This is a genomic window from Acinetobacter sp. JADD-222, from assembly GCF_049310645.1.
The window spans coordinates 179,178-193,824 of sequence record NZ_JBMOWI010000001.1; the positions used below are offsets into that span (position 1 = coordinate 179,178).

At 38.8% G+C, this 14,647-nt stretch carries 11 protein-coding genes and 1 pseudogene; 6 read left to right on the forward strand and 6 right to left on the reverse strand.

The genetic code is table 11. The features are described 5' to 3' along the window. Window positions 1-47 precede the first annotated feature (47 nt). Entirely contained in the window at window positions 48-1,649 is a 1,602-nt protein-coding gene (rtcR, locus tag ACO6UW_RS00865) for an RNA repair transcriptional activator RtcR (protein ID WP_057076646.1), read from the reverse strand. Between the two features lie 67 nt (window positions 1,650-1,716). Between rtcR and ACO6UW_RS00870 the strand changes: the two genes are divergently transcribed. From ACO6UW_RS00870 to rtcA, 5 genes and pseudogenes are all read left to right on the forward strand, one after another. Beyond that, a complete protein-coding gene (locus ACO6UW_RS00870; RefSeq protein ID WP_057062018.1) occupies window positions 1,717-2,691 on the forward strand; it encodes a ribonuclease Z in 975 nt (324 codons plus the stop codon). 255 nt (window positions 2,692-2,946) lie between these two features. Beyond that, the gene (locus tag ACO6UW_RS00875; protein ID WP_057062019.1) at window positions 2,947-4,215 is read left to right on the forward strand and encodes an RtcB family protein; all 1,269 of its coding nucleotides are present in this window, start codon (window positions 2,947-2,949) and stop codon (window positions 4,213-4,215) included. Window positions 4,216-4,244: 29 nt separating this feature from the next. Further along, window positions 4,245-4,802: pseudogene (locus ACO6UW_RS00880) on the forward strand (hypothetical protein). A gap of 48 nt (window positions 4,803-4,850) precedes the next feature. Beyond that, entirely contained in the window at window positions 4,851-5,309 is a 459-nt protein-coding gene (locus ACO6UW_RS00885) for a DIP1984 family protein (protein ID WP_057062020.1), read from the forward strand. Between the two features lie 259 nt (window positions 5,310-5,568). Beyond that, the gene (gene rtcA / locus ACO6UW_RS00890) at window positions 5,569-6,615 is read left to right on the forward strand and encodes an RNA 3'-terminal phosphate cyclase (RefSeq protein WP_057062021.1); all 1,047 of its coding nucleotides are present in this window, start codon (window positions 5,569-5,571) and stop codon (window positions 6,613-6,615) included. A gap of 34 nt (window positions 6,616-6,649) precedes the next feature. Here the strand turns inward: rtcA and ACO6UW_RS00895 are convergent, their stop codons facing one another. From ACO6UW_RS00895 to pheA, 4 genes are all read right to left on the reverse strand, one after another. Next, on the reverse strand, window positions 6,650-8,110 hold the full coding sequence (locus tag ACO6UW_RS00895) for an aminoacyl-histidine dipeptidase (RefSeq protein ID WP_057062022.1): 1,461 nt from the start codon (window positions 8,108-8,110) through the stop codon (window positions 6,650-6,652). A 170-nt stretch (window positions 8,111-8,280) separates the two neighbouring features. Next, window positions 8,281-8,664: a hypothetical protein gene (locus tag ACO6UW_RS00900; RefSeq protein ID WP_348891823.1), complete on the reverse strand. Its 384-nt coding sequence runs from the start codon at window positions 8,662-8,664 to the stop codon at window positions 8,281-8,283. A 127-nt stretch (window positions 8,665-8,791) separates the two neighbouring features. Further along, on the reverse strand, window positions 8,792-11,038 hold the full coding sequence (locus ACO6UW_RS00905; RefSeq protein ID WP_017402977.1) for a bifunctional prephenate dehydrogenase/3-phosphoshikimate 1-carboxyvinyltransferase: 2,247 nt from the start codon (window positions 11,036-11,038) through the stop codon (window positions 8,792-8,794). Between the two features lie 107 nt (window positions 11,039-11,145). Then, on the reverse strand, window positions 11,146-12,255 hold the full coding sequence (gene pheA / locus ACO6UW_RS00910) for a prephenate dehydratase (RefSeq protein WP_002049199.1): 1,110 nt from the start codon (window positions 12,253-12,255) through the stop codon (window positions 11,146-11,148). A gap of 183 nt (window positions 12,256-12,438) precedes the next feature. Between pheA and ACO6UW_RS00915 the strand changes: the two genes are divergently transcribed. Continuing rightward, the gene (locus tag ACO6UW_RS00915; RefSeq protein ID WP_057062023.1) at window positions 12,439-13,383 is read left to right on the forward strand and encodes an alpha/beta hydrolase; all 945 of its coding nucleotides are present in this window, start codon (window positions 12,439-12,441) and stop codon (window positions 13,381-13,383) included. Between the two features lie 41 nt (window positions 13,384-13,424). On the opposite strand, the gene ACO6UW_RS00920 is transcribed toward ACO6UW_RS00915, so the two are convergent. Beyond that, window positions 13,425-14,570 carry an acyl-CoA dehydrogenase family protein gene (locus ACO6UW_RS00920; RefSeq protein ID WP_017386519.1) on the reverse strand — a complete coding sequence of 382 codons (1,146 nt, stop codon included), beginning with the start codon at window positions 14,568-14,570 and terminating at the stop codon, window positions 13,425-13,427. Window positions 14,571-14,647 lie beyond the last annotated feature (77 nt).

Genomic DNA, 14,647 nt, shown 5'->3' on the forward strand with positions numbered 1-14,647 from the left:
TGATGGGCATAACTTGAGAGTATGCCCATCATTTTTAAGCCATGTCCTTATTGAAAATTATTCCAACTTAACCCAAAACGGGCTAAATATTTTTTCACTCTGTCACTATCGTTTGTTGTATTACGTTGTTGGCGAGATACCGAAAAGAGTTGTCTTCCCGCCTCTGCCATTGATTTTGAATTTTCACAGACTTTGAGCACACCTCGCAATTGAATCTGATCAAATTCATCTATTTGTTCTAGCTGCTCAGGACTCAAATAGTTCAAAAGAATATCTTCATCTTTATCATTGTAAGATTCATCCTGAGTAAGCCAAAGTTGCTTTAGGCGTTGAATTTCTTTTTCTACAGCTTCACAGCGAATTAACTCACCTTGCGATAAAGTAGCCAAACGAGTTACGCTCGCTGCTAAATCTCTAAAATTTCCTTGCCATGATGCATCTCCTGATTTAGCAAATTTCAAATACATTTCTAAAGCATCGCGTTGAAAACGCAATTGTCTTTGATGAATTGCAGCAAAACGCTGTAGCTCAAAATCAATATTGGGTGCAATATCTTCTACACGGTCTTTTAAATTTGGTAAGAAGAATGTCCATGTATTCAAACGGGCCCATAAATCTTCACGGAATCGGCCAGCTTGAACTTCATTACGTAAATCGCGGTTAGTACCTGCGATTAGCTGAAAATCGGCCTGAATTTCCTTATCACTTCCAACGGGAAAAAAGCTTTTGTCTTCTAGCGCTTTTAGCAGCATAGCTTGTTCATCAAGTCCCAATTCACCAATTTCATCTAAAAACAAAATGCCTTGGTCAGCACTTCTTAATAAACCGGCACGAGATGCAGCTGCTCCTGTAAATGCACCTTTTATATGACCAAATAAAGTTGACATGGCACTATCACCACGCAAAGTTGCACAGTTAACATCAATAAAACGGCCGCTTAATTGAAATTTATCTTTCTTTAACTGAAAAATTTGTTTTGCCAAATGAGACTTACCAACCCCTGTTGCCCCCATAATTAAAATAGGCGCACTAGAGCGGGTTGCAACTAATTCAACTTCCTCAATAAGCTGATTAAACGCTTTATTATGAGTAGAAATATTGGCTTTAAGTTGTTGCCAATTTTGCTTTTGCTCATCATCGAAGCGCTGTTTTAAAACATCGTATCGAGATAAGTCCAGATCAATAATTCTATATTCACCTTCTGATGTCTTGTGTTGGTTAGGTGAACTTTGAATGAGTTGAGCTGGCAAATAATGCGCATCTACCAATAAGTACCAACAAATTTGAGCAACATGCGTTCCTGTCGTGATATGCAGTAAATAGTTATTTTTTTCGACATCAAACGGATAGGTTTTTACAAAGTCATAGAGTGCACCATAAACTTCAGCAAAATCCCAAGGATCTTTAATACTGACCCTATGTCCAGAAACCTCAGTTTGTGGAGAAATCTCTTTAGCATCTGCTGCTATAGATTTAACTAAATTATGATGTTGTCGATCATGTAACAGTACCAATTTATCTACAAGCAAATCTTCATGCATTAACAGGCTAATTGTAGGACGCCAACGCTGCCAGCGATCTGGCTTTCTCCCCTGATCAAGTGTAGAACCGACAAAGCCAATAACGACTGTTTTCTTTGCATCCGTCATAATTTCTATAAAATTTTATAAGTGTCTATAATATACAATACGCATTTGACCAAAAAATTCCAAGAATATGCTTCATTTTACTTTTTTAGGCACATCTTCAGGTGTCCCCACCCTGACACGTAATGTTTCAGGATTAGCAGTTCGCAACAGCAAAAATAAGGACTGGATTTTAATTGATGTCGGCGAAGGGACACAGCACCGTATTCAACAAGCTAAACTTTCATTACAAAACCTAGTTGCCATTTGTATTACACATGTTCACGGCGACCATTGTTATGGTCTAGTTGGTTTATTGGCAAGTGCAGGCATGAATGCCCGTAGTAAACCCTTAATCGTGATTGCACCGAAAGAAATTCAGCAATGGTTTGAAATCACTGCCCAACTTACAGATTTACATTTACCCTATTCACTGCAATTTATTGATGTGAATGTAGCAACCCAGCCACAACAGATCACTGATGGGTTCATTGTTCAAGCACATCCACTAAGCCATCGTGTTCCAAGTTTTGCTTTTAGCATTTATATCAAATCTATTCAGAAGAAGTTAGATACCCAAGCTCTAACTCAGCTTGGCGTACCTCAAGGCGATATGTGGGGCCATTTGAAACGAGGCTACAATATCGAATTTGAGGGACAAACTTTAAAAGCTCAAGACTTCATCAAAACTCAAAATCAACAAGTTCATGCAATTATTGGTGGTGATAATAACCAACCTGAACTATTAGCTGACGCTTGCAAAGATGCTCAACTCCTTATTCACGAAGCGACTTACTTGCAAACGGTTTTAGATAAAGTCGGCAAAGGTCCAATGCATAGCTCAGCAAAAATGGTGGCTGAATTTGCAGAACAGCAATCTTTGAGTAATTTAATTCTGACGCACTTTAGCCCTAGACATCAGGATAAAGCTGGGCAACAAGCTATTACTGAAGAAGTTCGCCAGTTTTATAAAGGTCATTTTTATTTAGCCAATGATTTTGACGAATTTACTTTAAATGAAGCTGGACAGCTTTTAAAAGTCGATAAAAACCGTAAAACCAGTTAATTAAGTATATCCAAAAAGATATTTAAATATATTTTTAGATATATTTTTAATATTAAAATTTCCAACAGAAATTAGTTACGCAGAAAGAATAATTATTTTTATACATTATTTTCAATAACTTATATTTTTAATTAAGTGTATTTTTAAAAGTTGGCACATTCAGTGCAATAGTACAAAGCACACAACATCATTCGGATATTGTGAATAACACCTGCCTGCAAACGCTTGGCAGGCAGGCTTTGAAAGGAAAAGAAAATGTCTGTCATTGAAGAAATTAACCAACAAGCTCAGTTTGAACAAAAGCAGCAACAACGTTCTTATGAAGTTCTGCAAAATGAAAAAAGTATGCCAGTCAAAATGTGGACTAAAGGCGTGCTTGTTGATGACAACTCAAAACAACAATTATTGCAAACAGCTCAAATGCCTTTTATTTATAAATGGATGGCTGTTATGCCAGATGTACACTTCGGTTTAGGAGCAACTATTGGTAGCGTGATTCCAACTAAAGGGGCAATTATTCCTGCTGCTGTGGGTGTAGATATTGGTTGTGGAATGATGGCAACCCGTACAAGCTTAACTGCTTCAGATTTACCAGATAACTTACATGCTCTACGTACTGAACTTGAACGTTTAATCCCACACGGAATGACTAAACGCGGACGTGATCGTGGGTCATGGGAAACTCCACCAGAAATGGTAGATCAAGCTTGGACCGATCTGGTTGCAGATTTTGAATATATTTGCGCAAAACACCCACGTTTAAAAAACACCAACAACCGCAAACATTTGGGAACTTTAGGTACTGGAAACCACTTTGTCGAAATCTGTTTAGATGAGCATGATCATGTCTGGATTATGTTGCACTCAGGTTCTCGTGGTGTAGGAAATGCTATAGGCAATCATTTTATTGAACTTGCCCGTAAAGACATGCAGAAGCATTTTATTAATTTACCAAATAAAGATTTAGCATACTTAGTCGAGGGAACTGAACATTTTGATGATTACTGGTTTGCGGTAGGCTGGGCTCAACGCTTTGCGATGAAGAACCGAGAAATCATGATGCAATCTGCGATTAAAGCCTTGGCTACGATTGTACCAAAGCCTTTTCAGGCACGTTTGGAAGCGGTGAACTGTCACCATAACTATGTGGAAAAGGAAGAACACTACGGTGAAGAAGTAATGGTCACCCGTAAAGGTGCTGTCCGTGCGCGCTTAGGTGAATATGGAATTATTCCAGGTTCAATGGGAGCGAAGTCGTTTATTGTCCGTGGACTTGGAAATCAGAAATCTTTCTGTTCATGTTCGCATGGTGCAGGCCGTGTTATGAGCCGTACTGAAGCAAAACGACGCTTTACTGTTGAAGATCAAATTGCACAAACTGAAGGTGTGGAATGCCGTAAAGATGCTGCGGTTATTGATGAAATTCCATCGGCATATAAACCAATTGAAGATGTAATGAAAGCTCAGAGCGATTTGGTTGAAGTGGTTTATACATTAAGACAAGTGGTGTGTGTTAAGGGTTAGATAATTTACCATACCCAGAAGGTGAGCATATGTTTGTCCAATTAGATCATTTGAATACCAAAGAGTTACAATCTGATCTTGATGCCATACAAGCCGTATTTGAAGTATTTTTGTTTAATGTCGTACATAAGACAGAATCTTCGAATACGCTAGCTATTCACCAACAGATGTTATTGAATTGTGAAAGTTTAGCAATAGAAAAAACGTTAGACTTAAATACTTTAACCACTAAAAAATTAGATCGCAGCCTTGTAAGTTTTAATCGTTTGGACAAACCTAATTTATTTTCTAGACATAATTGGTTTTGGGGCTTGTTAGAGGCAATTATTGATCCACCATATGGCACAACCCTTACCCATTTTAATCAGGTAACATTCTTTCAAGCTTTCTTGCGGCTATGCCTTTTCACGGAGAAAGACTGTGAAATATATGATTGGGTTGGCTATCCAGGTAGTGGTCGGGAAGAAAGTTCTGAATGGAATGATTATTTTGAACCGGGCCGAGAATGGTGAGGTAATTGGTGCTTAACCATCTATTCACCAGAGCAAAATAAAGGTTGCTTACTACTTGCCAGCTCAACAGATTAAAGTTGCCAGCTCAACAGATTAAAGAATAAATTTTTAGGAAAATAAAATATGAAACTCGCAGAAGCACTTTTACTTCGAAGCGATCAACAAAAAAAGCTCACTTCGTTAAAACAACGAATCAATGCGAATGTATTGGTACAAGACGGTGATGAACCTAGTGAAGATCCAAATGAACTCATCAAACAAGTATTTGCTTTAACTCAGGAAAGCAATCAATTGATTTATCGTATCCATTTGACCAATGCACAAGCAAAACTGGAAGATGGCAAAGTATTATTGTCTCTATTAAGCTTGCGCGATAGTTATGCTGAACAGCATAAGATTTTAATCGATGCGATTGCCAATACGCATCGAGAACCTGATCGTTATAGCTCACGTGAAATTAAGTGGAAGAAGGTCATTCCGGTTTCTAGCTTACAAAAACAGGCGGATGATATCAGTGCAAAACTCCGTGACTTAAACGTTAAAATTCAGGCTACTAATTGGCAAATTGATCTAATCGATTAAACAATAGATTTTGTGAAATCCTTTTCACAATCAAAGTTTGGACATACTGGGCGAGTACAAGATCCTGCATTACTCCGATCTGAGGGATTGAAAATAATTCAGGCGGCTATGGCAGCATGTGAGCCGTGCATCGATATTCACTTATCAGGCTCAGCACTATGCACCTAGTAAACCTTTGTCGAAAACAAAGTCACACATTACTTCGCATTACCATGTACTGACAGTATGTTCATTAAATTAGAAAATAAGGAAAATAGAAGTGAATACAGTTTTGGTAAATATACCAAAAGTCATTCAAATTGATGGCTCACAAGGTGAAGGTGGTGGACAGATTTTAAGAACTGCCCTTGCCCTCTCAATGATTACAGGCCAGCCGTTTGAATTAATTAATATACGTGCTGGGCGTAAAAAACCAGGTTTAATGCGTCAACATTTGGTTTGTGTACAAGCATCTCAACAAATTAGCCAAGCTTATGTAGAGGGTGCTGAATTACATAGCCAACGTTTATATTTCACACCTCAGCATGTTCAAAGTGGTAAATATCAATTTCAAATCGGTTCAGCGGGTAGTACAACACTGGTTTTACAAACGCTTCTACCTGTTTTGTTATTACAAAATGAAGCTACCGAACTCACCATTTCAGGGGGTACACATAACCCACTTGCACCAACAGCAGATTTTATTGAACACTGCTTTTTACCTGCTCTAACAAAGATTGGAATTAACGTCGATTTTAGATTAAATAAAGCTGGCTTTTTTCCAATTGGTGCGGGTGAAATTCAAGTTACCATTCAGCCATGGCAACATCGAAACAGCTTAAAGTTATTAGATCGTGGTGCTTTGCAATGCAATAAAGCTTTTGCAGCAGTATTAAATCTTTCAGAAGAAGCACAGATAGTACAACGTGAATTAACCACATTAAGTAAAAAACTAAACTTAAGCTCTCAGCAACAATTTCATTTAAATGGAATTAGCCAAGGCAATACAGTCTATGTGAAAGTTACTCATCAATATCACACTCAACTGTTTACAGCTTTAGGTGAGATGCGCAAAAGTGCAGAGCAAATAGCTGATCATTTAGCAAAAGATGTAAATCTATATTTATCTTCGCAGGCTGTTGTAGATGAGTATTTGGCAGATCAGTTACTTCTACCTTTAGCTCTAGGTCAAGGTGGTGAATTCACCGCACAATGTATTAGCGAACACACTCGTACTCAAGCAGCCATGATTGAAAAATTTATTGATTGTGAAATCGAGTTTATCAAGTTAAATCCACATCATTTTCATGTAAAGGTTAAAGTTTAAGAAGCTCATGATTGAGCTTCTTATTTATAAAAAACTACTCTACAGATGCCAAAGCTGTCACCAACAGCTTCCAGCATTTCTCTACAGTATCAACTTTGACTCGTTCACCCGGTGCATGCGCACCTTGAATATCCGGTCCAAAAGAAACCATTTGTAAATGTGGATAATGCTCGGCAATAATCCCACACTCTAAGCCTGCATGAATTACTTTTAGATTTGGCTCAATATTAAATGCATTTTGATAGGCCTGTTGTAAACACTTTAGAGCCGCCGAGTCAGGGTTTGGTGTCCAACCTGACACTAACGGTGTGAGTGCTGAAGCTATATTAAATTGACTAAAATGTGCCTGAATTTTTTCTGCAAAGTCTTGAGCTTCTTGGTTCACCATTGAACGAACCATTAAGACAGCTTTTCCGGCCTCTCGATTTAATTTTACAACCCCGATATTGTTTGAGGTTTCAACCACATCTGGTAGAACTTGACTCATACTTGCAACGCCATAAGGACTTGTTGCTAAAGCTTGCAACCATTCATTTTGCTGTTGTTGAGCAATCACTTCGGTCACTTCAGCACTATTAGGCTGAATAGTTAATTGCAGGTTGTCATCAATACCCTGTAATTGGTTTTTCCATGTCGTTTGATATTCAGCGAGTAATTTTTCTAATTCAGGCAATTGGTTAGATAAAATGGCAATGGTTGCTACAGCTTCGCGAGGTAAAGCATTACGAGCTGTACCACCTATAAACTCAACAAGTCGTCCACCAAGCTTCGCTAAATGCTGATTTAAAAAACGGGCCAGAATAACGTTGGCATTGCCACGTCCTAAATGAATATCTACGCCAGAGTGCCCACCTTTAAGACCAGCCACCTGAATATTCACAATATTAAGATTGTCAGGAATTGGTTCATAATTAAGCGGCTGCTCTACCTCAACATCAATACTACCAGCACATCCGAGATACAACTCGCCCCACTCTTCTGTATCAATATTAAATAGCCACTTCCCTTTTAGTACACCTGCCTGTAAAAGTCGCGCACCACTCATCCCTGCTTCTTCATCAACTGTTAGAAGAACTTCAATTGGCCCATGAGCAATATCATTTGAGTCTAAAACTGCCAAAGCTAATGCTACCCCAATGCCATTATCAGCACCTAAAGTAGTATCTTTAGCAATTAACCAGCCATCTTCGAGGACTGGCTGGATCGGGTCTTTAAAGAAGTCGTGTACTGTGCCAGTATTGGATTGAGTGACCATATCTAAATGGCCTTGCAGAATAACGCCAGACACATGTTCTTTACCCAGAGTCGCATTCTTACGAATAATCAAATTCCCCACTTCATCTACGTAAGTTTCTAAATTTCGACTTTCGGCCCAGTTTTGTAAAAATTCACGAAGCTGCTGTTCATGCTTTGAAGGACGAGGAATAATGCAAAGTGTTTGAAAATGCTGCCAAACCACTTGAGGAGATAGTGCTGCAATATCAACTTGTGTCATGAAAACCACACTCTAATTATGTAAATATCTTAATAATTTCAATATACACAATGCATTAAAGATAGGTAGGGATTTCGGGAAAGATTTTGTATTTTTATATTTAATCTAAAGAGATTGTACGACCTTTCTAAAAAGCCGTACTTCATGAATAACTCTTAACAGCCGTGCGCTTAGTTTTTCCATTCAAATGCTGAAAAGCTATGATCAGCCTTCAAACTATTTTCAACTGCCTGTTCAAGCTGACGAATAATGCTTTGTGTTTCGATTTTCTCAAACCAGTCTTGTTCCTCATCTGGATTGGCAGAGATTTCACACATCAAATGCCCTTCATGGTCTGTTTTCTGGCAAGTAATAGACAAGGGTAAAAGATGATTATCAATACTCACTTCTACTTTTTCATGTTCATGCACAATATGCTGTGCATCAAAGCCATAATGCCCCAATTGTTTAAACAGTAAAGCCGCTACATATTCTTGAGTGATATGGCATTCATTTGGTGGATGATCAAGCACCCCATGTTGTGGGCAACTGGCAATAAATTGTAATTTTTTCATCCTTTGTCCTAACACTTTTATCATTATCTGCACTTAGCATAAGCAATAAACAAACAGCAGCCAAGCCTTTAGCTCGCTGCTGCCGTTGCTATTGTGTTAGCAATTATAAAATGTTTTAGGTCAAAAGTTATTGGCTAACTTCGATTGTTAAGCCTGCACGATTCGCCAACTCCGTGAAAGTCGGAAAGCTTGTCGCCACAGTTTCAGTACCATGAATTGTAATCGGACCAGAATTACGAAGACCTGCCATACTAAAACTCATGGCAATACGGTGGTCATGATGTGACTCGATTTCACCGCCAGCAAAGATTGGTGACCAATCGCCAGATTTACCTTTGCCTTCGATAATGATGCCATCATCAGTTGGCGTACAATCAATACCCATGATTTTTAAGCCATCAGCCATGACCTGAATGCGGTCAGACTCTTTCACTCGAAGCTCTGCTGCACCAGTTAATACAGTTTGACCTTCAGCACAAGCTGCTGCGATAAATAAAGCTGGGAATTCATCAATTGCCAAAGGTACTTGGTCTTCAGGCATATGGATGCCTTTAAGTGTGCGTGAACCTTTAATATGAATATCAGCAATAGGTTCGCCACCGGCAATACGTTCATTTTCAACAGTCAGGTCTGCACCCATCTGTTTTAAAATTTCAATTACACCAGTACGTGTTGGATTAATACCTACCGCTTCCAGAACAACATCGGAACCTTCAGTAATTGCAGCACCCACCATAAAGAAAGCAGCAGATGAAATATCAGATGGAACCTGAATATCAGTACCTACTAATTTTCCACCACCAACGAGTGAAATCTTGTTGCCTTCGGTTTTAACATCATAACCAAATGCACGAAGCATACGCTCTGTGTGGTCACGAGTTGGTTCTGGCTCAGTGACTGAAGTTTCACCTTCAGCCCATAGGCCCGCAAGTAAAATACCCGACTTCACCTGAGCAGATGCCATTGGCAAGTCGTATTGAATGCCTTTTAATTGCTGAGCACCAGTAATACTTACAGGTGGTGTACCTTTCTCACCTGTTGTCTGGATTTGCGCACCCATTAAACGCAATGGCTTAGCAATACGCTCCATTGGACGTTTAGAAAGTGATGCATCACCTGTCATGACAGAATCAAATTTTTGTGCTGATAACATGCCTGAAAGCAAACGCATGCTGGTTCCAGAGTTACCCATATACAAGGCACTCGCTGGTGCTTTTAAACCATGCATACCCACGCCATGAATGGTCACTTCCCCATTCTTAGGGCCTTCAATACTTACACCCATATCACGGAAAGCTTGTAAAGTTGCTAAAGCATCTTCACCTTCAAGGAAGCCAGTTACATGCGTAGTGCCTTCTGCAATAGCACCAAACATAATGGAGCGATGTGACACAGATTTGTCACCCGGTACGGTAAATTTACCTTTAAATGCCTTATTTCCCGGTAAGATACTGAATTGCTGTGTCACCTTATTTTTCTCCATTAAAGGTTTTTTGGCTAACATATGATTGAAATGCTGACGTGCTGCCTGAGCATGGCCGAGTAAACCCATTAATGCATGAGAGTCTTCGTTTTCAATCAATTTTCTAAGTACGGTTAGTTGCTTTTCGAAGCCATCTACAGCATTTAATATGGCTGTTTTATTGGCAAAGAAAATGTCATGCCACATTTGTGGATCACTAGCTGCAATCCGTGAAAAGTCACGAAAGCCACCTGCTGCATAGCGGAAAATATCAAGATTATCTTCTCGGTTTGCAAGTTGCTCAACCAAATTAAATGCCATCAAGTGCGGTAAATGACTTGTATGTGCTAAAACTTCATCATGCTTGGCAACGTCCATACAAATGACTTCAGCTTTAGCAGCAGACCAAAGTTGAATTAGTTTATCAACAGCCCATTCTGCACTTGTGGGTAACGGCGTTAAAATAACTTTGTGATTTGCAAATAAATCGGCCTTACCTGCATGAACGCCCGTGTGCTCACTACCAGCAATAGGATGTCCTGGTACAAAACCTGCTGGTAAATCTTCACCAAATACAGCTTTTGCTGCATCGACGACATTACCTTTTGTACTTCCCACATCAGTTACAATCGTGGTTTCTGTCAAATGAGGTTTAATTAGCTCAAGCACTTTTTGTGTCGCACGTACTGGCAAAGCTAAAACCACTAAATCAGCCCCTTTCACAGCCTCTACAGGATCAGAAAATCCTTCTTGTATTAAGCCAAGTGATTTTGCATCTTCTAAAGTTTTCTGTGAGCGTGTAGATGCCACAATAGTTGTCGCCAACTTTTCGGCAACAATAACCCGTGCCAAACTCGACCCGATGAGTCCTAAACCAATAAATGCAACTTTTTTAAATAGGGGGTGTGACATAACTTCAACTTTGCTTTTGCTCAAAGTGATTTAAACCTTTGAGCAATTTGTTTTTAAGCATAATGACATGACCATCTTGATGCATGTCATTATTCCAACATGAGTAATTAGAGAACGGCAGCAGGATAAGAACCTAAAATACGAAGCTCTTTTACCATTGGGCGAATATCATTGATTGCCGCAGCAACATTCTCTTGATCGATATGGCCTTCTAAATCGATAAAGAATACATATGCCCACTTTTCAGGTAATGCTGGACGGGTCTCAATACTTGTTAAGCTAATATTATGTTTTGCAAACGGCGCTAAAATTTCTAATAAAGCACCAGCACGGTCATGTGCTGAAATTAATAATGAAGTTTTGTCATTGCCACTTTGTGGAATTTTTTCACGGCCAATGACTAAGAAACGAGTGGTATTTTCCGGATTATCTTCAATATTACTATGTAAAATTTCAAGATTATACATACCTGCTGCAATATCTGATGCAATCGCTGCTGAGTGCCATTCGTTGCGAATACGACGTGCAGCTTCTGCATTTGAGTTTAAAGCAACACGTTCAACACCCGGATAATGCGCATCTAACCACTGACGACATTGAGCCAAAGTTTGCTGGTGGGCATAAATTTGTTTAATACTGTCTTTACGTGTATTTTCAGAGACAAGGAATTGATGATGAATACGTAATTCAACTTCACCAATCACATTTAAATTCGATGTTTTAAAACAATCTAAAGTATGGTTCACAATACCTTCAGATGAGTTTTCAACTGGCACTACGCCGTAATGTGCACTACCTGCTTCTACTTCACGGAACACTTCATCAATTGTTGGTAATGGACGAACAACTGCATCTTTACCAAAGTGTTTAAGCACGGCAGATTGAGTAAAAGTCCCTTCCGGTCCTAAAAATGCAATACTTTGCGGAGCTTCTAAAGCAAGGCAAGCAGACATAATTTCACGGAACAAACGCGCCATGGTGACATCAGACAAAGGACCTTGGTTGCGCTCCATGACTTTGCGTAAAACTTGTGCTTCACGTTCAGGACGATAAAACAAAGGATTCTCTTCGGAAGCAAATTTAGCTTTAGCAACAGCTTCAGCAAGGCTTGCGCGGCGATTTAATAATTCTTGAATCTGTTGATCTACACTATCAATATCTTCACGAATTTGTTCTAAACTAAGAGAAGTCGTTTTGTTTTGATCATCGTTGATCATTAGAATGCAGCCTCAGTAAAATCATCTTTTAAACGAGAGTATAACAATAGTCTGCTTTGATTTGTTAGGCAATATAGCTGTAAGAGCTTTTTTCATTAACCTTTTTGCTTCCATTTCTTGATTACTTTATTTGATAATGATTTTCATTTATTATTTGTATAATAAATTTTATTATCGCCCATTATGCAAAGATCATTTTTCCTTTTATCTACTAGTTTTTTATTAAATACTTTAATAAGCTGTTCTGCCCTCGCCCAAACGCCTATACAAAATCAACCAAAAATCGTTTTTCAAAATAATCAGGCACAATTTCAAATTAAATCTAAAAATACAGGCCATGATTATCTTATTCAAATTTATAAACCACCTGTCGCCCCGCCCCAACATGGGTATCCAGTACTTTATATATTAGATGGAAATGCTATATTTCCAAGTGCTGCCAATATTGCTCAGTCGATTGGCGCTGGTTCTACCAAATTAGGACTAGATCCACTCATGATAGTAGCGGTTGGTTACCCTCAGCAAAAAACCTTTGATGTGCAAAAGCGTGCTTATGATTACACTCCAAAACCTTCTGCCCAATTTCAAGCACAAGGTAAATATAAATATGGGGGTGCTGATCAGTTTATTGCTTTTTTAAATAGCGAACTCAAGCCTACAATTGCAAAACAATTTCCGATTAATAGCCAACAGCAAAGTCTTTATGGACATTCTTTTGGAGGTTTATTTGTGCTTTATCATTTTTTTCAAAAGCCAAATGCATTTCAGCGTTACTTTGCTGCAAGCCCTTCTCTCTGGTTTGACCAAGGCATGTTATTTCAGCAGTTAAATCATTGGCAAAGTCAGAAACCAAATCATTCCCCTTTACTCATGACCACAGTCGGTACACATGAGCAAGGTGGCCCTCGCACTCAACTTAACAATAAATTAAATGAAGCAGATTTCTTTAAAGCTTTAGAAAATAAACGTTCAAACCAATTTAGTTATTGGCATTTTTATAACCCTGCTGAACAACACATTACAAATTTGTATGCGAGCTTGCCTAAAGCACTTATGTTTGCTTCATGTCAAAATTTAGAAAGCTGTAAATCTTTATTCGATGAACCATCGCAGAAAACAGCTAAATAATAAAAAAGCCTACTCAAAGGTAGGCTTTTTTGAAGCTATTATTAAGCTTTACCGATTAATCCACGCGCCACGATTTCTTTCATAATTTCATTTGTACCACCGTAAATACGTTGAATACGTGCATCTACAAAGAAACGTGAAATTGGATATTCAGTCATATAGCCATACCCACCAAAGAGTTGCAGCAAGTTATCTGCGACTTTCATTTGCATGTCAGTGCTGAAACTTTTAAGCGCTGCTGCTGTTTCAACATCAAGTTTACCTTCTTGATATAGAGCAACGTTTCTTTCGTAAAAAGCAGCTGTAGCAAGCTCATCAATTTTTGCTTGTGCTAAAACAAAACGCGTATTTTGGAACTGTGAAATAGGTTGACCAAATGCATGACGCTCTTTTACATAAGCAGTTGCCAAATCAATTGCACCACGAATAGCGCCAATTGCGGTAGATGCAATAGCGGTACGTTCACGTGGTAACTCTTGCATTAAATAAGCAAAGCCTTGTCCAGCTTGACCGAGTAACTGGTTTTTAGGAACTTTAACATTGTCAAAAAATAGCTCAGATGTGTCTTGAGAATGTAGACCGATTTTGTCGAGGTTGGTACCTTTCTTAAAGCCTTCCAGATGAGTATCTGCCAATAATAACGACACCCCTTTCGCACGCGCTTGAGGATCAGTTTTTACTGCAAGCACCACAAGGTCAGCATGTTGTCCATTTGAAATAAATGTTTTTGAGCCATTTAATAAATAATGGTCATCTTGCAAAATGGCACTGGTACGCATTGATTGTAAATCCGAGCCTGCTCCAGGTTCAGTCATACCAATTGCACCAACCACTTCACCTGTCACCATTTTCGGCAACCAATATTGTTTTTGCTCTTCTGTCCCGATGTGTAAAATATATGGTGCAGCAATTTCAGAGTGGCAAGAAATCGCTGTTGATAATGCACAGAATCCAGCACGTGCCGATTCTTCAACCAACATTAATGAATAATAGGTTGGTACGCCGTAACCACCGTATTCTTCTGGAACATCCACACATAAAAAGCCATTTTCGCCCAGTTGATTCCAGACAGAACGTGGCATGATTCCTTCGCGTTCCCATTGGTCATAATGTGGAGCAATATGCTCATTCATAAAACGTTTAAAATTATCACGGAATAATTCTAAATCTGCATCGTATGCCAACATAATATTTTCCTTCGGCTTTATTGTTTTATCTAATCTGATTGTTGTGCATGCTAATCATTTTTTAAGCTACTGTCATG

Excerpts from the sequence above, each read along its gene's own strand:
- ACO6UW_RS00920 (WP_017386519.1), bottom strand. The coding sequence starts at position 14,570 with ATGTTGGCATACGATGCAGATTTAGAATTATTCCGTGATAATTTTAAA.
- ACO6UW_RS00875 (WP_057062019.1), top strand. The coding sequence starts at position 2,947 with ATGTCTGTCATTGAAGAAATTAACCAACAAGCTCAGTTTGAACAAAAG.
- ACO6UW_RS00870 (WP_057062018.1), top strand. The coding sequence starts at position 1,717 with ATGCTTCATTTTACTTTTTTAGGCACATCTTCAGGTGTCCCCACCCTG.
- ACO6UW_RS00900 (WP_348891823.1), bottom strand. The coding sequence starts at position 8,664 with ATGAAAAAATTACAATTTATTGCCAGTTGCCCACAACATGGGGTGCTT.
- ACO6UW_RS00915 (WP_057062023.1), top strand. The coding sequence starts at position 12,439 with ATGCAAAGATCATTTTTCCTTTTATCTACTAGTTTTTTATTAAATACT.
- ACO6UW_RS00885 (WP_057062020.1), top strand. The coding sequence starts at position 4,851 with ATGAAACTCGCAGAAGCACTTTTACTTCGAAGCGATCAACAAAAAAAG.
- ACO6UW_RS00905 (WP_017402977.1), bottom strand. The coding sequence starts at position 11,038 with ATGTCACACCCCCTATTTAAAAAAGTTGCATTTATTGGTTTAGGACTC.
- ACO6UW_RS00895 (WP_057062022.1), bottom strand. The coding sequence starts at position 8,110 with ATGACACAAGTTGATATTGCAGCACTATCTCCTCAAGTGGTTTGGCAG.
- rtcR (WP_057076646.1), bottom strand. The coding sequence starts at position 1,649 with ATGACGGATGCAAAGAAAACAGTCGTTATTGGCTTTGTCGGTTCTACA.
- pheA (WP_002049199.1), bottom strand. The coding sequence starts at position 12,255 with ATGATCAACGATGATCAAAACAAAACGACTTCTCTTAGTTTAGAACAA.